This window comes from Dethiosulfovibrio faecalis, assembly GCF_021568795.1.
Classification (GTDB): domain Bacteria; phylum Synergistota; class Synergistia; order Synergistales; family Dethiosulfovibrionaceae; genus Dethiosulfovibrio; species Dethiosulfovibrio faecalis.
This window is the reverse complement of record NZ_JAKGUE010000002.1, coordinates 233,822-257,016: the sequence shown is the minus strand read 5'-3', so window position 1 is coordinate 257,016 and position 23,195 is coordinate 233,822. Positions and strand designations below refer to the sequence as shown.

At 55.2% G+C, this 23,195-nt stretch carries 22 protein-coding genes and 1 tRNA gene; 14 read left to right on the top strand and 9 right to left on the bottom strand.

Translation table 11 applies throughout. The features are described 5' to 3' along the window. Positions 1 to 25: 25 nt before the first annotated feature. The 3 genes from L2W58_RS03300 to L2W58_RS03290 are packed head-to-tail and all read right to left on the bottom strand — an operon-like array spanning position 26 to position 873. Entirely contained in the window at positions 26 to 436 is a 411-nt protein-coding gene (locus L2W58_RS03300) for a translation initiation factor (RefSeq protein WP_236101584.1), read from the bottom strand. After that, entirely contained in the window at positions 436 to 627 is a 192-nt protein-coding gene (locus tag L2W58_RS03295) for a hypothetical protein (RefSeq protein WP_236101583.1), read from the bottom strand. Before L2W58_RS03295 ends, L2W58_RS03300 begins: the two co-directional genes overlap by 1 nt. Positions 628 to 645: 18 nt before the next feature. Further along, entirely contained in the window at positions 646 to 873 is a 228-nt protein-coding gene (locus tag L2W58_RS03290; protein ID WP_338033059.1) for a putative Se/S carrier protein, read from the bottom strand. Between the two features lie 215 nt (positions 874 to 1,088). Between L2W58_RS03290 and yedE the strand changes: the two genes are divergently transcribed. Next, positions 1,089 to 2,180, top strand: coding sequence for a YedE family putative selenium transporter (gene yedE, locus L2W58_RS03285; protein WP_236101582.1), 1,092 nt, complete (start codon positions 1,089 to 1,091; stop codon positions 2,178 to 2,180). 14 nt (positions 2,181 to 2,194) lie between these two features. Beyond that, a complete protein-coding gene (locus L2W58_RS03280; protein WP_236101581.1) occupies positions 2,195 to 2,416 on the top strand; it encodes a sulfurtransferase TusA family protein in 222 nt (73 codons plus the stop codon). A gap of 59 nt (positions 2,417 to 2,475) precedes the next feature. Here the strand turns inward: L2W58_RS03280 and thrC are convergent, their stop codons facing one another. After that, on the bottom strand, positions 2,476 to 3,672 hold the full coding sequence (gene thrC / locus L2W58_RS03275) for a threonine synthase (RefSeq protein ID WP_236101580.1): 1,197 nt from the start codon (positions 3,670 to 3,672) through the stop codon (positions 2,476 to 2,478). A 91-nt stretch (positions 3,673 to 3,763) separates the two neighbouring features. Here thrC and L2W58_RS03270 point away from each other — a divergent pair, with 91 nt between their 5' ends. The 12 genes from L2W58_RS03270 (at position 3,764) to L2W58_RS03215 (ending at position 17,079) form a co-directional block, all read left to right on the top strand. Further along, positions 3,764 to 4,879: a PAS domain-containing sensor histidine kinase gene (locus L2W58_RS03270; protein WP_236101579.1), complete on the top strand. Its 1,116-nt coding sequence runs from the start codon at positions 3,764 to 3,766 to the stop codon at positions 4,877 to 4,879. Next, on the top strand, positions 4,857 to 5,504 hold the full coding sequence (locus tag L2W58_RS03265; RefSeq protein ID WP_236101578.1) for a response regulator: 648 nt from the start codon (positions 4,857 to 4,859) through the stop codon (positions 5,502 to 5,504). The genes L2W58_RS03270 and L2W58_RS03265 overlap by 23 nt, the downstream gene beginning before the upstream one ends. 252 nt (positions 5,505 to 5,756) lie before the next feature. After that, positions 5,757 to 7,070 (top strand): glycine/sarcosine/betaine reductase component B subunit, encoded by a 1,314-nt coding sequence (locus L2W58_RS03260; RefSeq protein ID WP_236101577.1) that lies wholly within the window; start codon positions 5,757 to 5,759, stop codon positions 7,068 to 7,070. 18 nt (positions 7,071 to 7,088) lie between these two features. Continuing rightward, complete coding sequence (locus tag L2W58_RS03255; protein ID WP_476700526.1) at positions 7,089 to 8,399, top strand: glycine/betaine/sarcosine/D-proline family reductase selenoprotein B; 1,311 nt, start codon at positions 7,089 to 7,091, stop codon at positions 8,397 to 8,399. Between the two features lie 103 nt (positions 8,400 to 8,502). Beyond that, positions 8,503 to 10,008, top strand: a complete 1,506-nt coding sequence (locus tag L2W58_RS03250) for a BCCT family transporter (protein ID WP_236101575.1) — start codon at positions 8,503 to 8,505, stop codon at positions 10,006 to 10,008. A gap of 141 nt (positions 10,009 to 10,149) precedes the next feature. Then, positions 10,150 to 10,470: a rhodanese-like domain-containing protein gene (locus L2W58_RS03245; protein ID WP_236101574.1), complete on the top strand. Its 321-nt coding sequence runs from the start codon at positions 10,150 to 10,152 to the stop codon at positions 10,468 to 10,470. A gap of 166 nt (positions 10,471 to 10,636) precedes the next feature. Then, positions 10,637 to 12,172, top strand: coding sequence for a glycine/sarcosine/betaine reductase complex component C subunit beta (gene grdC, locus L2W58_RS03240; RefSeq protein ID WP_236101573.1), 1,536 nt, complete (start codon positions 10,637 to 10,639; stop codon positions 12,170 to 12,172). A gap of 19 nt (positions 12,173 to 12,191) precedes the next feature. Continuing rightward, complete coding sequence (gene grdD, locus L2W58_RS03235) at positions 12,192 to 13,340, top strand: glycine/sarcosine/betaine reductase complex component C subunit alpha (protein ID WP_236101572.1); 1,149 nt, start codon at positions 12,192 to 12,194, stop codon at positions 13,338 to 13,340. Between the two features lie 110 nt (positions 13,341 to 13,450). Then, complete coding sequence (locus L2W58_RS03230) at positions 13,451 to 14,674, top strand: M20 metallopeptidase family protein (RefSeq protein ID WP_236101571.1); 1,224 nt, start codon at positions 13,451 to 13,453, stop codon at positions 14,672 to 14,674. Continuing rightward, entirely contained in the window at positions 14,671 to 15,951 is a 1,281-nt protein-coding gene (locus L2W58_RS03225; RefSeq protein WP_236101570.1) for an amidohydrolase, read from the top strand. The genes L2W58_RS03230 and L2W58_RS03225 overlap by 4 nt, the downstream gene beginning before the upstream one ends. Before the next feature lie 205 nt (positions 15,952 to 16,156). Further along, positions 16,157 to 16,954 carry a DUF4198 domain-containing protein gene (locus L2W58_RS03220; RefSeq protein WP_236101569.1) on the top strand — a complete coding sequence of 266 codons (798 nt, stop codon included), beginning with the start codon at positions 16,157 to 16,159 and terminating at the stop codon, positions 16,952 to 16,954. Between the two features lie 49 nt (positions 16,955 to 17,003). Further along, positions 17,004 to 17,079: transfer RNA gene (locus tag L2W58_RS03215), tRNA-Glu, on the top strand. A 62-nt stretch (positions 17,080 to 17,141) separates the two neighbouring features. Here the strand turns inward: L2W58_RS03215 and citF are convergent. From citF to L2W58_RS03190, 5 genes are all read right to left on the bottom strand, one after another. Further along, entirely contained in the window at positions 17,142 to 18,704 is a 1,563-nt protein-coding gene (gene citF / locus L2W58_RS03210) for a citrate lyase subunit alpha (protein WP_236101568.1), read from the bottom strand. After that, positions 18,701 to 19,591 (bottom strand): HpcH/HpaI aldolase/citrate lyase family protein, encoded by an 891-nt coding sequence (locus L2W58_RS03205; RefSeq protein ID WP_236101567.1) that lies wholly within the window; start codon positions 19,589 to 19,591, stop codon positions 18,701 to 18,703. Before L2W58_RS03205 ends, citF begins: the two co-directional genes overlap by 4 nt. Positions 19,592 to 19,601: 10 nt before the next feature. Next, positions 19,602 to 19,859: a citrate lyase ACP gene (locus tag L2W58_RS03200; protein ID WP_236101566.1), complete on the bottom strand. Its 258-nt coding sequence runs from the start codon at positions 19,857 to 19,859 to the stop codon at positions 19,602 to 19,604. Between the two features lie 84 nt (positions 19,860 to 19,943). Further along, positions 19,944 to 21,203: an isocitrate dehydrogenase (NADP(+)) gene (gene icd / locus L2W58_RS03195; protein WP_236101565.1), complete on the bottom strand. Its 1,260-nt coding sequence runs from the start codon at positions 21,201 to 21,203 to the stop codon at positions 19,944 to 19,946. A 40-nt stretch (positions 21,204 to 21,243) separates the two neighbouring features. Then, entirely contained in the window at positions 21,244 to 23,190 is a 1,947-nt protein-coding gene (locus L2W58_RS03190) for an aconitate hydratase (RefSeq protein ID WP_236101564.1), read from the bottom strand. Positions 23,191 to 23,195: the final 5 nt, after the last annotated feature.

Below are 23,195 nucleotides of genomic sequence, written 5' to 3'. Positions count from 1 at the left end.
ATGAACCCTCCTCGACGCAGCGGCGTCAAACTCTAACCCGAACGCCTCGGTCCGATAGCCAACGACCAGCTCGTTCCCGGTTGTCTCCCTGAAGCACCACTCTGGAATCCTCAACGGAGGATCCGCAGCCCAGGGCTTTTCTCAGCTCTTTGGCCACCGACTTCAGAGAGACATCGTCCAAGCCCAGTCCCTCAACCAGGGTCACCGTCTTTCCCCGTCGACCCTTTCTCTCTATTCTGAGCCCAGCCTTTCTTCCTTTCAGGAAATCCGAGATGTCGGAGGGAGAATCATCTTTGGGTAACTCCTTATCGCCCGAAAGGGAATCATTCTCGAAACGAGCGTCGAATCCCAGAGAGGCAGCGGCCTCGGCAAAGGCATCCTCCCCTGTGGGAAGCTCCTCCGCCAGGGGAACTCTGCGTTTCTTATCCCTGGCCATCAGCCTATATCATAGCCACCGGGAACACACTTTATCGAAAAATCCTCTCCCGGCTCGAACTGGACCGTCATGGACTGGCCTTCCTTCATGGACAACATCCTTTCGTACACAGCAGCAGCAGCCTGAGCTCCCTCCAGATCGCTTGCCCCGGCGGTGTTACGCATCTCCTCTATCAACCTTCTGTCCAACATCTCTATCTATCAATCCCTTCAGTCCAGACGATGCCAACCGATAACGTCGATATCCCTATCGGCACAGATGGATCGTATTTCCTGCTCGTCATCGCAAGGATATTCGCAGGCCAACCCACAGCTCGACGAAAGACTTCTGGGCACCGGAACGACCTTGACGTTGAGGCCCTTTTTGCGAAAAAGCCGCTCGAACATTATAGCCATGCTGGTAACGTCGAAAGTGGCTAAACAGCGTATGACACACACCTCCCAACCTTTATCTAGGTCATGATAACGCCACCCCTGAAGGTAGGCAAGGATCGGGTTGAACAATTCCCTCGCCTGATCTATAATTTCAAAGAATAAGCCCTATAAAGGAGGTAATAAATATCCTCTGATACCGTCGTTTAGTATTTCGTTTCAGCTTTTATCCGTGTCGTTTCTAGGGACAATTCAAGTCGAAAGAAGAGGTGTTCGTCGATATGAAAGGTTTGGACAGGATCCTGTTGTCCAGGATGGGTCCTATCGTAGCGGGAATCGCCGTAGGGGTTCTGGCTCCTCTGTTGGTCCACTGGGGAAATCCGGGCAATATGGGTATATGCGTAGCCTGTTTCGAGAGGGACATAGCCGGTGCCCTAGGACTGCACAGGGCCGGAGTGGTCCAGTATCTCAGACCGGAGATAATGGGGATAATATTGGGAGCCTTCCTCTCCGCCATAGCCTTTGGAGAATACAGACCCAGATCCGGTTCGTCTCCGGTGGTCCGATTCTTCCTGGGGATGTTCGCCATGATAGGGGCCCTGATCTTCCTGGGATGTCCCTGGAGAGGTTATCTCAGACTGGCAGGAGGAGACTGGAACGCCCTGTTTGGGCTGGCCGGTCTTTTCGTAGGCATAGGGATAGGCATATTCTTCCTCTGGAGGGGGTTCAGCCTGGGAAGAAGCCACTCGGAAGAGAGGGGCTCGGGACTGATGATGCCCCTGATGGCCCTTGGGCTTTTGGCTCTTCTCCTGATAGCCCCTAAATTCGGGGCGGAAGGTTCGGGCCCGATATTCTTCTCCGCCAAGGGGCCAGGATCGATGTACGCTCCTTGGGTGGTCTCTATGGCAGTGGGTTTGGCCATAGGGTGGCTGGCCCAGAGAAGCCGATTCTGCACGGTCGGCTCGGTCCGAGACCTTTTCATGCTGAAGGACTCCCACCTGTTCAACGGTATAATAGCCCTCTTGATCGCCGCGGTCGCGACTAACTACGCACTGGGACTGTTCAAACCGGGCTTTGCCGGTCAGCCTGTGGCCCATACGAACGGCCTTTGGAACTTCCTCGGGATGGTTCTGGCCGGTCTGTGTTTCACCCTCGCCGGAGGGTGTCCCGGTAGGCAGCTCATCATGAGTGGAGAGGGAGACGGAGACGCAGCGGTCTTCGTACTGGGCATGATAGCCGGAGCGGGGATAGCCCACAACTTCTCCCTGGCCAGCTCACCTAACGGCATAACCCCCTACGCACCGGGAGCTTGGGTAGTAGGGATGATATTCTGTCTGGCAATCGGCTTTATGATGCGCCAGAAATTGGACTGAGGAGGGATCTCGATATGGCTTCGGAGACTACGGTGGACGCCAGAGGGCTTTCCTGCCCTCAGCCTGTCCTGGAGACAAAAAAGGCCCTGGACAAGGCATCCTCTGACGTAGTGTCCATCCTGGTGGACACGGAGACGGCCAGAAACAACGTCGAGAGGTTCGGTAAGAGCAAGGGATGGTCGGCAACCTGGGAGGAACAAAACGGAGAGTACAAGGTCACGTTCTCCCGTAAATAGGAGATAGAGACCGATAATCGGCGAGGACGGAGGTGTGATTTCCGTCCTCGCCGATCGTTTTACCGTCGGTCCAAAGCGTTTCCCAGATTTTCCAGGGTGCTTTCCTCCCAGGTCAGATCGTGCTGTCCGAACACCGCCGTATATTTGAGGCCGCTTCCGGTCAACACCAGTGCTGCGGACTGGCCTGACTCGACCAGACCGTCTCTGACGGCATCCTTCAAGGCAGCCAAGGAGACCGCCGAGGCAGGCTGCACGAACAAACCCTCCATCGCCAGCTCCCTCTGGGCATCCAGTATGGAATCCTCCGAGACAGCCCGGCAGCTCCATCCGTTCTCTCTGACGAGGCGAAGGACCTCGTTGCCGCTGGGAGGAAAGGGATTCTCTATGGCATGGGCCACTGTGTGGGGAGAGTCAAACCTGCCGACCTTTGGACTTCCCTCCTCGAAGGCCCTTACGACCGGAGAACAGCCGTCGGCCTGAACCGCCATAAGCCTAGGCACCCTGTCTATCAGGCCGGATAGGAAAAATTCCCTGAAACCCCTGGCTATTCCTCTGAAGTTTCCTCCCGCACTCACAGGTATCAACACCCAGTCGGGCACGGTAAAGTTCAACTGTTCGCATATCTCGTAGGCGATGGTCCTCGATCCGGCCACCCGGAATGGGGCATCCGAGTTTATGAAGGCTATATCCCTGTCCTTGGCGAGCCTGAGGCTTTCGTAATAGAGCCTACCGTAGTCTCCATCCACCTTTATTAACCTGGCACCGTACATGGCGATCGGCCCCAATTTCTCCCTGGGAAGACCTCTTCCGACCAAGATGACCGTCTCCAGTCCGGCCTTGGCTCCGTATGCCGCCACGGAGGCGGCCATATTACCGGTGGATACCGTGCCTATCCTGCTGTACCCAGACTCCAAGGCATGTACGACCCCTGCAAGGGTTCCCCTGTCCTTGAAGGACCAGGTCGGATTCGCCCCCTCGTTTTTTCCCAACAAGGAAGAAAGCCCCATTCTTTTTCCAAGTCCGTCGAGCCTTACCAAAGGGGTGAAACCCTCTCCCAAGGAGAGATCGGCCCTTCCGTTTGCGAAAGGGAAAAAGTCCTTGTATCGCTCTATCAGGGTCTCTCCGGGAACCCAGGGGCCCGGTCTGCTCCCGACGATCTCCGGTAGCTCCAGCGGACCGTCACAACCGGGACAACGAAACGCTTTTTCGTCGTCGACCTGCTTGCCACATCCGGTACATACCAAACTAACACCCATAATCCAAGTCCCTCCTAAGCTGTGTATCTATTGCCGCGGCTTTTCGGATGGTAACATCGAGAAGAATCCCGTATGATTATACTGGAAGGGGATGGAGACCCGCATGAAAAGACAGGAAAAAGGGCTGGATGAGCTATCCTACAGGATATTTTTCGAGAGAACCTTCGACCCGATCTCCCTCTACGAGGTGGAGGCGGGGAAGGTTCGATTCATCGATGTGAATCCGGCCTACGAAGAGGTAATGGGGACACCCAAAGAGGACATAGTCGGCAAGACGTTCCTGGAGGTATGGCCCGACGTGGAACCCTGTTGGCACGACATCATCATGAAATGTCTCAATACGGAGGGATCGGTGCACTGCGAAAGCTACTGCGCCTCCATAGGCAAGTACCTGGAGGCCATAGCCTTTCCGATTCTGCCGGATCGGGTATCGGTGATATTCCTGGACCGTACGAGATGGAAAAAATCGGACGAAAAACTGAGGGAAAAACAGAAAGAGCTCCTGGACTACAGGGAGGAGCTCCGTGAATTGGCAGCTCAACTGACATTGTCGGAAGAGAAGACGAGAAGATCCATAGCCGGACAGATACACGATTCTATAGGACACTCTCTAGTGACTCTGCTCCATAAGCTACAGTCCCTCAGGGAAAGAGGCTGCTCCAAAGAGGAGTTAGACAACGCCATAGAATCGGTGGAGACTGTCATAGCCCAGAGCAGGGAACTGATATTCCAGGTGAGCCCCCCAACCCTCTACGATATAGGCCTCAACCCGGCCTTGGAATCTCTGGCAGAACACCTCTTGGCCCCTCAGGGAATAAGCTACGACTTCCAGGGGGGAAACCTCGTACACCAGGCAGACGACAGGATATGCGTCCTCCTATATCAGATGACCAGAGAACTGCTCATAAACGTCATCAAACACGCCAAGGCATCCCACGTATCGATAAGAGTCCACAGAGGCCCGGGAAAGATACAGGTCGTCGTAGAGGACGACGGGATAGGCTTCCCCTCTCCCTTCACCTTCAAATGGGGAAAGCTGGATGGGTTCGGGCTCTTCAGCATCAGGGAGAGACTTCACCCCATAGGGGGATCTATACAGATAATCTCCGAACCAGGCAAGGGAGCCACTGTAGCTATGACGGCACCTCTAAACATGCCGTCTCACGGAGAGAGAGGCGAGCCTCTTGATACCGCTCATAATAGCTGACGATCACGAGCTGTTTCTGGAGGGAGTCAGGGACATACTCTCCAGAGAGGAGGACCTGGACGTGCTGGCTCTGGCCAGGACGGGACAGGAGGCCCTGGAGCTCACGCTACAGCACCATCCCGACGTGGTAGTCATGGACGTCACCATGCCGAAGATGAACGGCATAGAGGCCTCAAGAAGGATAAAGTCCTCCTTGGAAGACGTCAAGATATTGGCCCTCTCAATGCACGCCGACAAGAGGCTCATAGCGGAGATACTGAAGGCGGGAGCATCGGGATACGCCCTCAAGGAGGGCAGCTCGGAGGAGCTGATAAGAGCCATACACATAGTATCCTCCGGAGAGACCTACCTGAGCCCAAAGATAGCTTCCATACTGATGAAGGACTACCTCAAGTTGCTGGACACGGCGATTCCGTCACAAGCCTCGCTGCTGTCCGACAGGGAAAGAGAGGTGCTTTCGCTTCTGGCTAAGGGGTCCAGCACCAAGGAGGTGGCCTCCTCCCTCCACATCAGCAAGAACACTGTGGACACCCACAGGAGAAGGATAATGGAAAAACTGGACTGCGGAAACATAGCCGAACTGACCCGATTCGCCATAAGAGAAGGCCTCATAGACCTGGGATGACAGCTACGTGAGCCTCCGACCACGAAAAACGTGATCGGAGGCTCACGTTTTTCGTTACCTGTGATTCACGGATACCTCGATAGTCCAGACGTGAAACCTAGATCATAATTATAACCGTAACGACGTTACGATAGTTAAAGACATAACTTTTGGTAGCTATAACGAACCGCTCTAAAGTGGTTTGAGGAGGCTCTGACAGGAAGGACATCGTAGAGATCCTGCAGAAGACCGAGGAAAAGGAGAGTCACGTCAATGAGACTTGAGATGGGTAATTTCCACGTGAAAGACATCGTCTTCGGAGACAACACCTCCTACGCCGACGGAGTTCTCACCGTCGACAAGGAGGAGCTGTTGAGCTACGTGAAGGAGGAGGAACCGGGGATCACCACCGCGGATCTCAGGGTAGTCAAGCCCGGAGAGATGGTGCGACTCTGCCCCGTCAAGGAGGCCATTGAGATGAGATGCAAGGTCTCCGGGAAGAGCCAGGGGATATTCCCCGGGGTCACATCTCCCATGGGCCAAGCGGGCCACGGCAGGACCCACGCCCTCAAGGGATGCAGCCTCATAGTAGTAGGAGAGCATATGGGCGGATTCCAGGACGGCGTTATCGACATGGGCGGGAAATACCAGGATCAGACCATCTTCGGAGACATGGTCAACCTCGTCCTAGTAGCGGACACCGACGAGAATTTCGAGAGGTTCGAGCAGCAGAAGAAGAACAAGGCCCTCCGATGGGGTGGGATGAAGCTCGCCGAGTACATCGGTCAGTGCGTCAAGGAGATGGAGCCCGAGGACGTCGAGGTTTTCGACCTTCCGGCCGTGACGGACAGAACCGCCGAGATCGATTCCCTTCCCGGAGTCGTCTACGTCCTTCAGCCTCAGACCCAGATGGAGGCCATGGGATATAACACCCTCATCTACGGCTGGGACGGCAACCACATGCTGCCCACCTTTATGCATCCCAACGAGCTTCTGGACGGCTGCATGATATCCGGCAGCTTCATGCCAACCTCCTCCAAGATCTCCACCTACGAATTCGGAGTAAACCCGGTGGTCAAGAGGCTTATGGCCGAACACGGCAAGACGATCAACTTCCTCGGGGTGATAATGGCGAACCTCAACGTCAAGATGAACGAGAAGGACCGTTGCGCCAAGATGATAGCTCAGATGGCCCACAACCTGGGAGCCACCGGAGCCATAGTAGCCGAGGAAGGCTACGGCAACCCCGACGTCGACTACACCGCCGCCTTGGTAGAACTGGAGAAGATAGGGGTCAAGACCGTCGGCATCTCCGACGAGGCTACCGGTAGAGACGGTGGATCTCAGCCTTTGGTCTCCATGAATCCCATGACCGACGCTTTGGTCTCCACCGGCAACGTATCCCAGGTCTACGACCTAGAACCTATGGAGGTAATAGGCGAGCTGGAGGCTCTTGCCCGAGACGGAAACTCCGGGGGCTGGGAGGGTTGTGTAAAACCCGACGGCTCGACCACCATGGAGAACAACGGTATGTTCTGCTGCAACCATATCAGCGGCTTTTCCAGAAAAACCTGCGCTGAATTTTAAGGGGTGAAGAAGATGGCGCTGAAAGCAATTCACTACATAAACCAGTTTTTTGGTCAGGTCGGAGGCGAGGAAGCCGCCGACTCCAAGCCCAGCTTCCATTCCGAGCTGGTAGGATGCTCCAACATGCTTAACCAGATGATGCCAGACGTAGAGGTTACCCACACCGTCGTCTGCGGTGACAACTACGTGACCGGACACACCGACGAGGCCCTCGGAGAGATCATGTCGTGGCTCGAGAAGCAGGAGTTCGACATATTCTTCGCCGGACCAGCCTTCATGGCAGGAAGATACGGAGTGGGCTGTGGCCTGGTATGCAAGGCCGTCAAGGAGAGATTCGACGTACCGGTCATAACCTCCATGAACGAGGAGAATCCCGGGGTAGAGCAGTTCAAGTCTGAGGCCTACGTCTTCCATGGCGGCAGAAAGGCCACCTTCATGAAGGAAGACATGGGGAAGATGGCCACTTTCGCTGAGAAGATAGCCAAAGGAGAATCTCTCAAGCCCGCCTCGGAGGAAGGCTACTTCCCCAGAGGAGTCCGTTTCGAGATGCCCCATCCGGAGGGCAGGTTGGCCTCTGACCGAGTGGTGGACATGCTCATCAAGAAACTCGGAGGGGAAAGCTTCACCAGCGAACTGGTTATCCCCAAGATGGACAAGATTCCTCCGGCAACGCCTCTCAAGGACCTGAGCAAGGCGACCATCGCCCTGGTGTCCTCCAGCGGAGTCGTCCCGGTGGAGAACCCCGATCGGATACAGTCGGCATCCGCCACCAAGTGGGGAAAATACGACATATCCAAGCTGGATAAACTCCCAGAAGGAGTGTTCAAGACCATCCACGCCGGATTCGACCCCGCCGCCATGTGCGCCGTCCCCGACCGTGGTGTCCCGGTCGACGCCATGAGACACTGGGAGAGCGAGGGTAAATTCGGCAAGCTGTTCGACCACTATTACGTAACTGTAGGAACGGGAACAACCCAGGCCTACGCCGCCAAGTTCGGCAAGGAGATCGCCCAGGAGCTTAAGGATGCCGGGGTCGACGCGGTGGTCCTGACCTCCACCTGAGGCACCTGCACTCGTTGCGGTGCAACGATGGGAAAAGAGATAGAGCGCTCCGGAATCCCGGTCGTGGTAATGTGCAACTTAATCGACGTGGCCAAGACCGTGGGATCCAACAGGATGGTACAGACAGTGTCGGTCCCCTACCCCCTCGGGGACCCGGAGATGAGCCCCGAGGACGAATGGGCCCTGAGGAAACACAGGGTCGGCATCGCTCTGGACTCTCTCACCGACGAGATCCAGGAACCCAAGGTCTACCCGACTAAACTCTGACGAAGCCCCCCTTCCGGGAGAGGGAGGAGCCTTATCCCTCTCCCTTTTGCCTCGCTCCGTGTCGCGAGGGGATTTTTAACAAAAAACGGAAGGAGTAGAGAGAATGAGTGCCAAAAAAGACAACTCTGTCTTCGTCATATCCATGGGGATAACCATGGGAGTCGTTCTTTGGGGCCTGTTTTCCCCCGATAGCTTCGGAGCCTTTGCAGGAGGGCTTTTCAACGTTCTGACCGATAAATTCGGATGGGGTTATCTGCTTTCGATGAACCTGTTCGTCCTGTTCTGCATCTTCATAGCCACCAGTCGTTTCGGAAAGGTCAGGCTCGGTCCGGACGACTCGAGACCGGAATTCAAGACCATGTCGTGGTTTGCCATGCTTTTCTCCGCCGGTATGGGAGTCGGGCTGGTTTTCTACGGAGCGGCGGAACCTATATACCACTTCGGATCGGTTCCTTTCGGGGCTGAGCCCGGATCGGTCCAGGCCGCCAGAGACGCCATCAGGATATCCTTCTTCCACTGGGGGCTACACCCCTGGGCGGGATATTCGGTCATAGCCCTCTCGTTGGCCTTCTTTCAGTTTCGCAAGAACTCGCCCGGACTCATCAGCAGCGTGTTCCTGCCTCTGGTAGGTGAAAAGGGGATAAAAGGCCCCTTCGGCAAAACCGTAGACGTCCTGGCGATCTTCGCCACCCTGGCGGGGATAACCACTTCTCTTGGACTAGGGACCCTTCAGCTTAACAGTGGCCTCAGCCAGGTGTTCGGGATCCCCAAAAGCCTGACGGTACAGATAGCCATAATAGCCATTCTGGCTGTGCTCTACACAGGTTCGGCAGTGATGGGGATCGAAAAAGGCATAAAGAAAGTGGCCGATTTCAATCTACTTATATGCGGCATATTGATGTTTGCCCTGTTCCTGGTGGGACCGACTCTTCCCATAATAGAGTCGCTCATGACAGGAGTTGGAGACTACCTCTCCAACGTCGTCTCCGAGAGCTTCACCATGGCTCCTTACGGAGGAGAGTACAAAGGATTCCTTAGCAGCTGGACCCTGTACTACTGGGCCTGGTGGATCGCCTGGGCTCCCTTCGTGGGATCCTTCGTGGCCAGGATATCCAGAGGTCGTACGATCCGAGAGTTCGTCGCCGGAGTTCTCATCGTCCCGGCCCTCGGAAGCTTCACCTGGTTCGCCATATTCGGAACCTCCGCTCTGAATCTGGAGATAACTAAAAACGTCCAGATCTCCCAGAAAATACTGGCCGATATGTCCACCGGAGTGTTCGAGATGTACGCCAACTACCCCCTTGGAACGGCCATGTCGATGCTAATGGTGGTGCTCATAACCACCTTCTTCGTGACCTCCGCAAACTCGGGAACATTCGTCCTGTCCATGTACTCTACTCACGGAGACCTGAACCCTCCGAAGAACAAGATGGCAATCTGGGGAGTGCTCATGGCCGCTCTAGCGATCGTGCTCCTGATGACCGGAGGACTTCAGAACCTTCAGACCATATCACTGGCAGCCGCTCCCCCGTTCGCCGTCATCATGGTGTTGGCCTGCTACTGCCTCTACAAGGGTCTTTTAAGGGAAGAAAAAGAGGGAAGACTGTAAAAAAAAGCATGTCAGGGGGAGAGCGATCCAGCTCTCCCCCTTTAGAGTGGGTGCCTTCCATTCCATATTGGTGTAGAATCTTGCCGTGTCGCTACACCCAGAGGAATATTCCTCGAAGAGATCTGACAGGAGGTTTTAGAAATGACGGCAGTAAACACCAAGGAATTCTGCAAACTTATGAAACAGGAAGGCACGTTCATAGTGGACGTCAGAGAGGCGGAGCAATACGCAGACGCTCACATAAAGAACGCCTTCAACATACCTTCCGACGAGGTGGTCGAGTGCTCCGAGGACCTTCCCAAGGACGAGAAGATACTGGTCGTATGCGGAGACGGAGAGACCTCCAAGACCATTGCAGAAGAACTCAAGGGAAAGGGCTTCGACGCTTCCTACCTTGAGGGTGGAATCGAGAAGGGCTGGAAGGCATTCAAACTTCCAACCGCCCATTCCTGCGCCACCTGAGGCTAAAGCACAGGTGTCTCCGGTTCGGAGACTTTAAGTTATGAAATCGATCACCATTTTTTGGCGGTCTATACTATAATAGTAGCGCGAAAGACGAGAGGGGTAGGGAGTTCCGACCCCTCTCGTCGTGAGATTAGAGATATATTCAAGGAGGTCGTTTTCTGTCATGTCACGTGTCGCAATCAAAGGATCAGCTTACTGTCTCCAGCACACCCCCGAGCTGGGACTCCACTACGGCAACACTCCCCACGTCGAGCGCCATTCTCACGGCGAGACCGATTACCTCAAGAAGCTCCCTGAGCACGCCCAGAGCTTCGAGCAGGCCAAGGACTACGCCCCCAACATGGCCTACATAGGCACCCTTCCCCTCGAGGACCTGGAGAATCAGGCCAAACCCATGTACGAAAACCGCCTTTCCGGCGCCGACCGCTACGGAAAGTTCGGAGAGATAATGCCCGAGGACGAGTTCATCGGACTAATGGACATATGCGATGTCTTCGACCTCGTATGGATCGAGAAGAACTTCGCCGCATCGGTTAAGGAAAAACTCTCTAACCACAAGTTCATGACCGAATCCATGCTGGCCCGCCTGGAGGAAGGCAAAGACGGAGCGGAGATAGAGGCCGACTGCGACGAGAAGCACGGAGCCCTTCCACTCTATTTCGGCGGTAAGATCGTTGGCTGCGTCAGAAAGGGACACGAGGTCGACGAGAACCTCAGCGCCCATGTCCTTTTGGAGAACATCGCCAGCAAGGCCAGCGCGGTACTATCTCTCCTACACCTTCTGCAGAACACAGGTATGAAGGCCGAGGACGTAGACTTCGTAATAGAGTGCTCCGAAGAGGGAGCCGGAGATATGTGCCAGAGGGCCGGAGGAAACTTCGCCAAGGCCATAGCCGAGATAGTGGGCTGTAAAAACGCCAGCGGATGCGACGTCAGAGGATTCTGTGCCGGACCGGTCAACGCCATGATAGCCGGAGCGTCCCAGGTCGCCGCGGAAGCTCGATCCAACGTGGTCGTCCTCGCCGGAGGAGCGGTTCCCAAACTGTACATGAACAGCAAGGACCACGTTAAGAAGGAGCTTCCCGCCCTGGAGGACTGTCTCGGAAGCTTCGCCGTTTTGATCACCCCCTGCGACGGAGTCAGCCCGGAGATGCGTCTAGACGCCATAGGCAAGCACACAGTCGGAGCAGGAGCCTCTCCTCAGGCCGTAACCCAGGCTCTTACCTGGGAGCCCCTCCAGAAGGTCGGTCTCGACCTGGCCGACGTCGATAAGTTCGGGGCTGAGCTCCACATACCGGAGATCACCCTGCCTGCCGGAGCGGGAGACGTTCCCATGGCAAACATAAAGATGATCGCTGCTCTTGCCGTCATGAAGAAATCCATAGAGAAGGCCGACATGATGAACTTCGTCAAGGAGAAGGGACTCCCCGGATTCGCTCACACCCAGGGACATATCCCTGCCGGAGCGCCCTTCATCGGCCAGGCAGCCGAATGGATAAAAGACGGGAAGATAAAGAGGGCCATGATAATAGGAAAAGGAAGCCTTTTCCTCGCCAGACTGACCAACCTGGCCGACGGAGCGTCCTTCCTGATAGAGACGCCCGCCTCTGCCGATTCCGTGGCGGCGGTGAGCAAGGACGACGTCAAGAACATACTTCTGGAGGCCCTCTCCGAGATCTCCGATTCCCTGACGAAGTAAGCAGGAAGGGGTATAACCTATGTCTGACGTTAAAAAACTGATCGGCGGAGCCCTTTCGGAAATAATCGAGGCGGCCCGCACCGGCGGTCCTAGGGTAAAGGTTGGACTGATGGCTCACGGAAGCGAGCACGGCCCGGAGGAGCTCGCCATAGGCGGAAGGCTGGCTCAGCAGAACAACCAGGGCGTTCAGGTGGTCATGATAGGCCCCAAGGTCGAGGGATACGACGATCTTCAGTGGATAGAGACCGATCCCTGCGACGCCGACATCTCCAAGGCAATGGAAGCCGCCATATCCGACGGAACCATAGCCGGAGCGGTGGCGCTCCACTATCCCTTTCCCATGGGGGTTACCACCATCGGGAGGGTACTGACCCCGGCGAAGGGCAAGGACATGATAGTAGCCTCCTCCACCGGCACGTCCGCCATAAACAGGGTCGAGGCCATGATAAGAAACGCCATCTACGGCATAGCCACGGCCAAGGCCATGGGCAAGACCAACCCTACGGTGGGAATACTGAACGTAGAGGGAGCCCAGCTGGTATTCAAGGCCCTCAACAAGCTCAAGGGAAACGGTTACGACATCACCTTCGGAGAGAGCCTAAGAGCCGACGGAGGATCGGTCCTAAGGGGCAACGACATACTGGCCGGAGCGGTGGACGTCTGCGTATGCGACACCCTCACGGGCAACGTCCTGATGAAGATGTTCTCCTCCTTCAACACAGGAGGATCCTACGAGGCCCTCGGATGGGGTTACGGTCCCTCCGCAGGAGGGGGATGGAGCAAGGTAATATCCATCATCTCCAGGGCATCCGGAGCTCCCGTCATAGCCAACGCGGTAGCATACAACGCGGAGGTCGCCAAGGGAGGACACTCGGAAAAGGTCGCTTCCGAGGTCGCCGCGGCGAAGAAAGCCGGACTCGAGGACATAATAAAGGGCATACTCCCCAAGCCGGAATGCTCCGAGGAAGTAGTAGCGCCTCCGGCAGAGCCTACCGATGAGGAAATCCACGGAGTGGATGTTCTCTCCATAGAGGATGCCGTAAGAGAACTCTGGAAAAACAAGATCTATGCGGAATCGTCCATGGGATGCACCGGACCGGTGGTCAAACTGCCGGGCAAACACATGGAAAAGGCCAAAGAGCTACTCGCACAGGCCGGATACCTGTAAACGCTCCAAAAAAGACAAAAAGGGCCTCCTGAGGAGGCCCTTTTTGTATGGAACCCCCTGTCGATACTGTGATATAGTGACGAAGGCAAGGATCAAAGGAGGGAACTCATATGAAATCGACTACAGATAGGATAAAGGAACTGATCGAGGCCACAAGAGAACGCTGCATGGACCATTACCGCCACATACACCGTCACCCTGAACTCAGCTACCAGGAGGAAAAAACTGCGGCATACATAGCCCAGATACTCGAGAAACTGCCAATGGACGAGATCAAAAAAGGAGTTGGGGGACACGGTCTAACCGCCCTCCTAAAGGGCAACCGTCCCGGACCGGTGGTGGCTCTCAGGGCAGACATAGACGCCTTGAACATTCAGGAGGAGACGGGAGCCCCCTTCGCCTCCGAAAACCCTGGGATCATGCACGCCTGCGGACACGACTCCCACACCGCCATGCTCCTGACCGCGGCGGAAGTGCTCTGCTCCATGAAGGACGATATGGCGGGAGCGGTTAAATTCGTGTTCCAGCCCGCCGAGGAGATGACTCCTCGAGGAGGGGCTCAGGGAATGATAGAGGATGGAGCTCTCGAAAACCCCAAGGTCAACGCAATAATAGGCATTCACGTATGGCCGACCCTGGCGACCGGCACGATGGGAATACAGTCCGGAGCGGTATCGGCCTCGTCCGATCACCTCAAACTGACCGTGACGGGCAAATCCTGCCACGGATCCATGCCCAACCAGGGAGTGGACGCCATAGTCGCAGGATCATCGGTCGTCATGGCGCTACAGACCATAGTCTCCAGAAACGTAAACCCTCACGAGGCGGCTGTCATAACCCTGGGGACTGTCCACGGAGGGGACCGCTATAACATAGTGCCCAGCAGGGTGGACTACGACGGCACGGTGAGATGCTTCAATAAGGAGATTCACGAAAAGCTACCTCAATGGATAGAGAGAACCGCCACCCATGCGGCAAAGGCTATGGGAGCAGAGGTGGAGATCGACTACCAGAAGGGCTACCCCTCCACCATTAATCACCCTGAGATAGTCGAGATATGCAGAAACGCGGCGGGGAAGATCCTCCCCGAAGACGGCGTGCTGCCCCCTCTGCCGGTTCCTCCCGGAGGCGAGGACTTCGCCTTCTATACGTTGAAGACCCCAGCTACCTTCGCCTGGCTCGGATGCCGCCCCGAGGGAGTTTCCCCGGAAGACATGCCGGCACTGCACAACGATAAATTTTTGCCCGACCCGAAGAGCTTTCCCTTGGGGGTAAGCTATCTGGTACAGAGCGCCGTTGACCTCTTGGAGGCGCCTTTGGAGGACATAAAATGACAACGGCTAAAAAAGAGATCCTCTCCCGTATGATCGAAAGGCGCAGGGACTTCCATCGCTATCCGGAGACGGGATGGGCCGAGTTCAGGACGACCGCCGCCGTCGCCACTGTGATGGAATCCCTCGGCTGGGAAATCCAATTCGGAGGAGACTTCATTGACCCAGAAACGGTCATGGGAAGAACCATAGACCCCGAGGCCGAGATGGAACGGGCGATATCTCAGGGAGCCGATCCGTCCATGGTGAAGAGGACCGGAGGATACACCGGCCTGAGCGCGGAGCTGAACACAGGGCGCCCGGGCCCCACCACCGCCCTGAGATTCGACATAGACTGCGTCGACACCGACGAGTCCTCCGCATCGGATCATCTTCCGGTCCAGGAGAACTTCCGATCCCAAAACCCCGGATGGATGCACGCCTGCGGACACGACGGACACACAGCCCTCGGACTGGCCTTGGCCGAAACCCTGACCGCCCAGAGGGAAAATCTTTCGGGCAAGATACGGCTGCTCTTCCAGCCGGCAGAGGAAGGAGTCCGAGGAGGGTACGCCATGACCCAATCGGGACTTCTGGACGACGTGGACCGATTCGTGGCCCTCCATCTGGGACTTGGCCAGCCAACGGGAACGATCTTCGGAGGGGTAAAAGGGTTCCTCTGCACCACCAAATTCGACGTGGACTACACCGGCTCCGGGGGCCACGCAGGAGGAGAGCCGGAGAAGGGGAAAAACGCGCTCCTCGCGGCGGCGACAGCGGCTCTGAACCTCCATGCCATAGCTCCCCACTCGGGAGGGATAACCAGGCTCAACGTAGGAGTCCTCAACGCCGGAGAGGGAAGAAACGTAGTACCTCCCAAAGCTCACATGAAGATAGAGACCAGAGGAGAGACCAATGACATAGCAAACTACGTCTACGACAGAGCGATGGAAGTCCTCTCCGGAGCGGCCACCATGTACGACGTAGGTATTTCCATAGCAAAACGGGGAGAATCCATAGTAGCGGAAAGCGACCCGGAACTGGCCGATCTGGTGGTCCAAGCGGCTGAAAGCGTCCCCGGCGTATCCTCAGCCGAGAGATTCCGCAGGATGGCCGGAAGCGACGACGCCTGCTGGATGATGCAGAGGGTGCAAAGCAAGGGAGGTCTGGCCACGTATATCGGACTGGGAGCGACCACCGCCGCAGGACACCATAACGATCGATTCGACTTCGACGAGAAGGCTCTGCCCATAGGTCTGGAGCTTCTGGAAAAACTGATCCTTAAACTAAATATTTTTTAAATCACAAAAAGCAGGGACTCCGATTAAAATCGGAGTCCCTGCTTTTTCGATGGGATATCGCTAAAGCACCTCCTTTACAAATTATGCTACCTAAGTTAGTGTATTCGAACTGAATGGAACGACTAAGCTGCAAGGGAGGTGAACTTTGATTACCAAAAAGCTTATGTCGTCAAAAATTGACACTTTAAAATAGGGAGGATATAAAATGTTCTGCTTCGAGAAGAAAAAGATCTACTCCGTTTTTATGGCAGCTGCCATCTGCGTCGCCACGGCGGCGACTGGCGCTCAGGCTCACGATTTCTGGGTAAACGCCCATAACCCCGAGGGAAGCACGATCAAAGCGGATATCGGCTACGGCCACGACTTCCCTAACCCCGAGACTATCCCGGAAGGAAGAACTCATCTGTTCAACCCTCTCTATCTCGTAACTCCTGAAGGCAACGTGGACATGGTTCAATCCGGAGAAAACTTCTCCTATACGGTGGAGAAAAAGCTGGACAAAGGCAGCTACGTCGTGGCCGGAACATATAAACCCACCTATTGGTCGAAAGGCCCCGACGGAACCTGGACCCAGACCAACAGAAAACAGCGTCCCGACGCGGTTCACGCCGAGGAAGCCATTATGTACGCCAAAACTATCCTCAACGTGAACGGATCTCAGGACGAGAGCCTTATAACCAAGCCCCTCGGCCACAGGCTCGAGATCGTTCCGCTTAAGAACCCGGCGAAGATCCATGCCGGAGAGACATTCCCCGTTCAGGTCCTTCTCGACGGCAAGCCCCTCAAACTGGCCAAGCTGGAGGCAACCTTCGATGGATTTTCCAGCAACAAGGAGCACAAGGCCTTCGTAGGACGCTGCGATCTCAAGGGAAGAATCGACATCGTGACCCTAAAAGACGGCTACTGGTTCAGCGAGGTCACCCACATCATAGAAAACGAGGACAAATCGATCTGTGACGAGGTAATTCTGGTAGCCACCCTCACCTTTGAGATAGAAAAATAGCCGTTGCAAAAGGGCAAAACCTGTTATAGAATACTCTTCGTCCAAGCACGGTCCCTTCGTCTAGTGGTCTAGGACGCCGGGTTCTCAGCCCGGTAACAGGGGTTCGAACCCCCTAGGGACTGCCATGTAATCAAAAGGCAGGTCGGAAAAATTTCCGACCTGCCTTTTCTATTTTTAACTGCGTACTTTAACTACGCAACTTATAAATGCTGTCTATAATCGTGCCGTCCCTGTACTCCACAAGGGCTACGACCTTTGACCGGTCGAAATCCGGTTTCGACGGAATTCCGGTCATTTTCTCGACCTCCGTCTTGAGATCGTGAATATCCTTCACGTTCAACCGGGCCCTGCGGGCAGCCTCCAACAGGTCTTTTCTGCGAGGATTTATGCATATTCCCCTCTCTGTCACCACTGCGTCGACCGTCTCGCCGGGGGTCACCACGGTCTGTACTTCGTCCTTTATGGTGGGAATTCCCCCTCGGAAAGATGGAGCCACGACAACGGTAAGTTTAGCACCGGCGGCGGTATCGCAATGCCCTCCCGATGCTCCCCTAAGCTCTCCGTTGTTTCCGGTCATCACGTTCACGTTGAAATCCGTATCCACGTCGAGAGCCGCCAGTACCACCACGTCCAGATCGTTCACCACGCATCCCTTGTTGAAGGGATTGGCATACCACGAAGCGTCTATCTCAACGTGTCTCGGGTTTTTGAAAAGCGAGTCTCTTACGGCGGCGTCGAAGCTCTGGACGTCGAACAGGCCATCGAAAAGACCTTCTTCCAGCATGGAGACCATATAGCCGGTGATGCCACCGCATCCCCAGCTGCCCTTTATCTTCTTCTCTCTCATATAGTCTCTGACAAAAGCAGCCACCGCCAGACTCGCTCCGCCGGCTCCTACCTGAAAAGAGACCCCGGGGCGAAGGAGCCCCGACGCCAGCACCAACTCGTAGGCGTTTTCCGCCACCTTCAGATCCACAGGACTTCTGGTTATTCTAGCGGCACCGGAGGCTATCTTGCTCGGATCGCCGAGACTCTCCACAAGGAGAACCTGATCCACCAGATACTGCGGTATGGACACGTGCGTCAGAGGCGCATCGACCAGATTGTCGGTGACCGCCACCACGTGACGAGCGTACGCCGCATCGATCTTGGCATATCCCAGGGAACCGCAGCCGGATTGGCCAATAGCACCGGTCATATTGCCGTATCTATCACATGCAGGCGCCCCCAGAAAGGCTACGTCGATAGAGATGCTTCCCTCCTCTATTGCGCGTGCCCTTCCTCCATGGCTACGTATCACAACCGGGATATCCAACTCACCTGCGGATATGCATTTTCCGACCTCTCCCCTGGCGCCGGATGTAAATATCCTGGTTACCACACCCTTGCGGACGTAATCGGCTACGCAATCATGTGCGGCAGTGAGCGAACTCGAAGCTATGGCAAGATCCTTGATCCCCATCTCCTCTATCGCCGCCATAACGGCGGGCAACACGGCGTCGCCGTTACGTAGGTGATGATGGAAGGATACGGTCATGCCGTCTTCGAGGCCGGAGGCCTCTATAACCTTTTTCATGTCATCCTTGACCTTGCTACCTACCGGGGGAAAACCCTTAAGAGGCGCTCCTCTCCGTTCCTCCTCGTAACCCGAGTCCACCCTGGCCCACGCCCCCTGAAAAGGGGCCATAATCCCGAGACCTGAAACCTCACGAGGAACGTCACGGCCTAAAGAATTACGGATCATGTTCATCTCAGGTCCTCCTCTTCCATACCGGAGAGTCTAGCCATATCAAGAATGTGTCTCGCCCTCTTCACGACCGGAGCGTCGACCATTTTTCCGTCGACCGCTACGACTCCCTTGCCTTCCCTTTCGGCGGCCTCCGCCGCTCTAACCACCTTGATGGCCTTTCGAATCTCCTTCTCTTCTGGCACGAATGCCTTATGTATCCATTTGACCTGTCCAGGATGTATAGCGGCCTTTCCGGTAAAACCAAGTCCAACCACCTTCCGGGTCTCCTCCAACAATCCGTCGTTATCGTTGACATCGGCCCACACGGTGTCGAAACAGTCGATGCCGGCCGCATGTGCGGCAAGAGCCACCTGGGTTCTTGCTGCAAAAAGCTCCCATCCTTCTCTGGTCTTCCGAACTCCCATATCGGCGGTCAGATCCTGACCTCCGAGGGTTAGAGCCGTCACCCTTTCGCAACAATTTGCGATCGAGGAGGCATTTTGAACTCCTACCGCGGTCTCCAACATGGCATGAATCTTTACAGTTCCTCTGTCCATCCCCGTCCCATCCTCTATCAGACCTATCGCTTCGTCGGCCATGAGAACGTCGTCGGGAGACGAACATTTGGGAATCCTTACAGCGTCGGGGCCACAGGGTACGATAGCCCTCAGATCGTCCTGAAAAAATTCCGTATCAGCTCCGTTCACCCTCACGGTCACCATCACGTCCCCGAAATCCAGGGTCGAAATGAAACCGCTGACCAGCCTGCGGGCGGCGTCCTTTTCTGACACGGCCACGGCATCTTCCAGATCGAGAAGAACGCTGTCAGCCCCGAAGATAGGGGCGTGCTGGATCATGCCGGGATTGTTCCCAGGAATATACAGACAGGAACGTTGTGCTTTAACCATCTCGATCACCTCACCTGAAAAACCTGTCGAGGGCCGTTTCAAGGCGAGCTCTGAGGGTTACCTCCAGGGCTCCCTGATCCTGTATCATAATCCTGACCTTCGAGTTACCGAACCGATGGATAATTTCCTCCACCACCCTGGCGGTCCGATCGCCGAAAAGGGAAACGTTGGGACCAACGCATTCCAATTCATAGGAATCGGCCGGACTGACAGTAACGAGACAATCCGACGATTCCAGAGAACCGGCCTGTCCAAGTTTACACGACATACAAAACACCTCCGGCTTTATAACGATAAAAGGACGGAATCCCCTCCGTCTGAACGGAAGGGATTCCACGATCAAAAACGAATTTTACATGTTATCGCAGATAGCCTGCCCGAAACGGGAACAACTTACCTCTCTGGCTCCCTCTCTCTGACGAGCCAGATCATAGGTTACCGTACCTTCTTTGATTGTGTCCTCTATTCCCTTGACTATCAGATCGGCTGCCTCCTGCCACCCCATATGCTCCAACATCAGAACGGCGGAAAGTATTATGGACCCGGGATTTACCTTGTCCATTCCGGCATATTTCGGAGCGGTTCCGTGGGTAGCTTCGAAGAAGGCGACCTCGTCGTTCATGTTAGCCCCGGGAGCCAAGCCCAACCCTCCCACGGAGGCGGCAAGAGCATCGGATATGTAGTCTCCGTTGAGGTTAGCGGTGGCCAGCACGTCGTATTCGGAAGGTCTCAGAAGAATCTGCTGGAACATGGCATCGGCGATCCTGTCGTTCACCAGCACTTTGCCCTCGGGAAGTTTCCCGTCGTGCTCGTCCCAAAGCTCCTTCTCAGTTACGATGACATCCCTGAATTCCTGGGTCGCCACCTCGTACCCCCACTTGAGAAAGCCTCCCTCGGTGAACTTCATTATGTTGCCCTTATGGACAAGGGTAACGGTGCGACGACCGTGATCCACCGCATATTGAAGGGCCATCCTCACAAGTCTCTTGGTTCCGGTGATTGAGATGGGTTTGATACCTATTCCGGAATCCTCTCTGATCTTCTTTCCCATCTCTTTGGTGAGAAAATCGTACACCTTCCTGCATTCCTTCGTGCCTTCCTCCCACTCTATTCCGGCGTAGAGGTCTTCCGTGTTCTCACGGAATATAACCATATCGACGTCCTGCGGCGATTTCAGCGGGGCCGGAACGCCATCGAACCATCTTACAGGGCGTACGCAGGCATAAAGGTCCAGAATCTGACGAAAGGCCACGTTGAGACTGCGGAAACCGCCTCCGACGGGAGTCGTCAGAGGTCCTTTTATGCCTATGCCGAAATAACGCAAAGCGGCGAAGGAATCCTCCGGTATGGCTTCTCCAAACTTATCCATCGCCTTCTGTCCGGCGAAGATCTCCCACCAGGCGATCTTTCTTTTCCCCTGATAAGCCTTTTCTACCGCCGAGTCGACCACTTTACGCATAGCAGAGGTTATATCCGGTCCGATTCCATCTCCCTCCACGAAAGGGACCACCGGATTATCGGGAACGACGAACTTGCCGTCCTTCTTGACTATTCTGTCGCCATGGGTCGGAGCTTCGTATTTCGTCAGATCGAGATCGGAGAACTTGCTCATATAAGATGACCTCCCAATGAATTTATATATTTCTCGTCGTTTAAGCCCTTTCGGGGCTTCTATCCTTAACAAAATTGAGCTTGCTGCCTGACTTTATGATATCCAGATCGTCCTGATCGACGGGGGTTACGCAAGGTATCTCGATGCCTTTAGTCTCGTCCTTGAGAAGGAAGGTATCGCCGGCCTTCAGGTTTTTAGTATCGATGGAAAGCCTGTCCCCCTGATCGATTCGGTCGTAGTCGCCCTCCTTCACGAACGTCAGAGGAAGGATGCCGAAATTGACCAAATTCGCCAGATGGATTCTGGCGAAACTTTTTACTATGACGGCCCGAATCCCCAGATACCTGGGAGCTATGGCTGCGTGTTCCCTGCTGGAGCCCTGTCCGTAGTTCGATCCTCCCAGGATGAATCCTCCACCGGCGTCCAGAGACCTCTGAGGGAAGGTCTCGTCCAAGACCTCGAAAACATGTTTTGATATCTCCGGTATGTTGGAACGAAGGGGAAGTATCTTGGCTCCGGCGGGCATTATGTGATCGGTGGTTATGTCGTCTCCGGTCTTGAGAAGGACCTCTCCCTCTGTGACATCCCCCATCGGAGCCATATCGGGAAGGGGTTTTATGTTGGGACCTCGGCGTATCTCTATTTTTTCCGGCTCTATGGAAGGTGCGATGAAACGGCTGTCGTCTATGACAAGATTTTCGGGAAGCTCGAAATGAAAGGGATCGATTCCGACCTTGTCGGCGAATTTACGGGGATCTGTGAGGACTCCTGTAACGGCGGAGACAGCTGCGACCTCCGGACTGACGAGATAGACCTTCCCGCTCTTGTGACCACAGCGACCAAGGAAATTGCGGTTTATGGTCCTGAGGGAGACCCCGTCGGTATTGGGAGCAAAACCCATTCCGATACAGGCTCCGCAGCTTACCTCAAGTATGCGCACCCCCGCCGAGATCATCTTCCCTATCGAACGTCTATCCGTGGCTTCCATGAAGACCTGCCTGCTTCCGGGAGAGATACCGGCGTCGACAAAGGAGCTTACCTTCTGGCCGTCGAGGAGATGCCCTATCGCCATAAGGTCCCTCAGCGAGGAATTAGTACATGACCCGAACATCACCTGATCTATCTTCATTCCCTCGATCTCCGAAACCTTGACTACGTTCCCCGGCTGAAAGGGCTGAGCTATCATGGGCTCCAGTTCGGAGAGATTTATATCTATCACCTCATCGTAGACCACGTCTTCGTCGGGCTTGAGCTCTATCCATTCAGCCTCTCGTCCCTGTGCACGAAGCCACCGACGGGTTGCGTCGTCACTGGGAAACAAAGAACTGGTCGCCCCAGTCTCAGCACCCATGTTCGTTATAGTGGCCCTGTCCGGCACGGAAAGGCTCTCTACACCTGGACCGAAATACTCTATTACCTTTCCGACTCCACCTTTAACCCCCGTATGGCGCAGAACCTCCAATACGACATCTTTGGCGGAGACGAAGGGCTGAAGTTTCCCCATAAGCCTTACTCCCAATATCCTGGGCATCGGCGTATAGAAAGGCTCTCCCGCCATGGCCATGGCCACGTCCAAACCCCCGGCTCCTATGGCCAACATCCCCACTCCACTGGAGGTGGGGGTGTGAGAATCGCTCCCCAACAACGTCTTGCCAGGACGGGCAAAACGTTCGACATTCAATTGATGACAGATTCCGTTGCCGGGAGGTGAAAATATTATGCCGTGTTTGGCCGCCACATCCTGAAGATACCGATGATCGTCGGGATTTCTGAAATCCCCCTGAATCATATTGTGGTCGACGTAGCTGATCGAAAGTTCGGTCCTTACCTTATCCACACCCATGGCCTCGAACTCTAGATAGGCCATGGTCCCCGTGGCATCCTGAGTAAGGGTATGATCTATCCTTATGCCGACCCTCTCTCCAGGAGTCATATCGCCCTCAACCAAATGGGCTTTGACGATCTTCTGAGCGATGGACATTCCCATGTACA

Coding starts and splice junctions, on each gene's coding strand:
- L2W58_RS03225 (WP_236101570.1), top strand. CDS start 14,671: ATGACAACGGCTAAAAAAGAGATCCTCTCCCGTATGATCGAAAGGCGC.
- L2W58_RS03220 (WP_236101569.1), top strand. CDS start 16,157: ATGTTCTGCTTCGAGAAGAAAAAGATCTACTCCGTTTTTATGGCAGCT.
- citF (WP_236101568.1), bottom strand. CDS start 18,704: ATGAACATGATCCGTAATTCTTTAGGCCGTGACGTTCCTCGTGAGGTT.
- L2W58_RS03260 (WP_236101577.1), top strand. CDS start 5,757: ATGAGACTTGAGATGGGTAATTTCCACGTGAAAGACATCGTCTTCGGA.
- L2W58_RS03205 (WP_236101567.1), bottom strand. CDS start 19,591: ATGGTTAAAGCACAACGTTCCTGTCTGTATATTCCTGGGAACAATCCC.
- L2W58_RS03190 (WP_236101564.1), bottom strand. CDS start 23,190: ATGGGAATGTCCATCGCTCAGAAGATCGTCAAAGCCCATTTGGTTGAG.
- L2W58_RS03280 (WP_236101581.1), top strand. CDS start 2,195: ATGGCTTCGGAGACTACGGTGGACGCCAGAGGGCTTTCCTGCCCTCAG.
- L2W58_RS03245 (WP_236101574.1), top strand. CDS start 10,150: ATGACGGCAGTAAACACCAAGGAATTCTGCAAACTTATGAAACAGGAA.
- grdD (WP_236101572.1), top strand. CDS start 12,192: ATGTCTGACGTTAAAAAACTGATCGGCGGAGCCCTTTCGGAAATAATC.
- L2W58_RS03300 (WP_236101584.1), bottom strand. CDS start 436: ATGGCCAGGGATAAGAAACGCAGAGTTCCCCTGGCGGAGGAGCTTCCC.
- L2W58_RS03270 (WP_236101579.1), top strand. CDS start 3,764: ATGGAGACCCGCATGAAAAGACAGGAAAAAGGGCTGGATGAGCTATCC.
- grdC (WP_236101573.1), top strand. CDS start 10,637: ATGTCACGTGTCGCAATCAAAGGATCAGCTTACTGTCTCCAGCACACC.
- L2W58_RS03230 (WP_236101571.1), top strand. CDS start 13,451: ATGAAATCGACTACAGATAGGATAAAGGAACTGATCGAGGCCACAAGA.
- L2W58_RS03295 (WP_236101583.1), bottom strand. CDS start 627: ATGTTGGACAGAAGGTTGATAGAGGAGATGCGTAACACCGCCGGGGCA.
- icd (WP_236101565.1), bottom strand. CDS start 21,203: ATGAGCAAGTTCTCCGATCTCGATCTGACGAAATACGAAGCTCCGACC.
- thrC (WP_236101580.1), bottom strand. CDS start 3,672: ATGGGTGTTAGTTTGGTATGTACCGGATGTGGCAAGCAGGTCGACGAC.
- yedE (WP_236101582.1), top strand. CDS start 1,089: ATGAAAGGTTTGGACAGGATCCTGTTGTCCAGGATGGGTCCTATCGTA.
- L2W58_RS03250 (WP_236101575.1), top strand. CDS start 8,503: ATGAGTGCCAAAAAAGACAACTCTGTCTTCGTCATATCCATGGGGATA.
- L2W58_RS03200 (WP_236101566.1), bottom strand. CDS start 19,859: ATGTCGTGTAAACTTGGACAGGCCGGTTCTCTGGAATCGTCGGATTGT.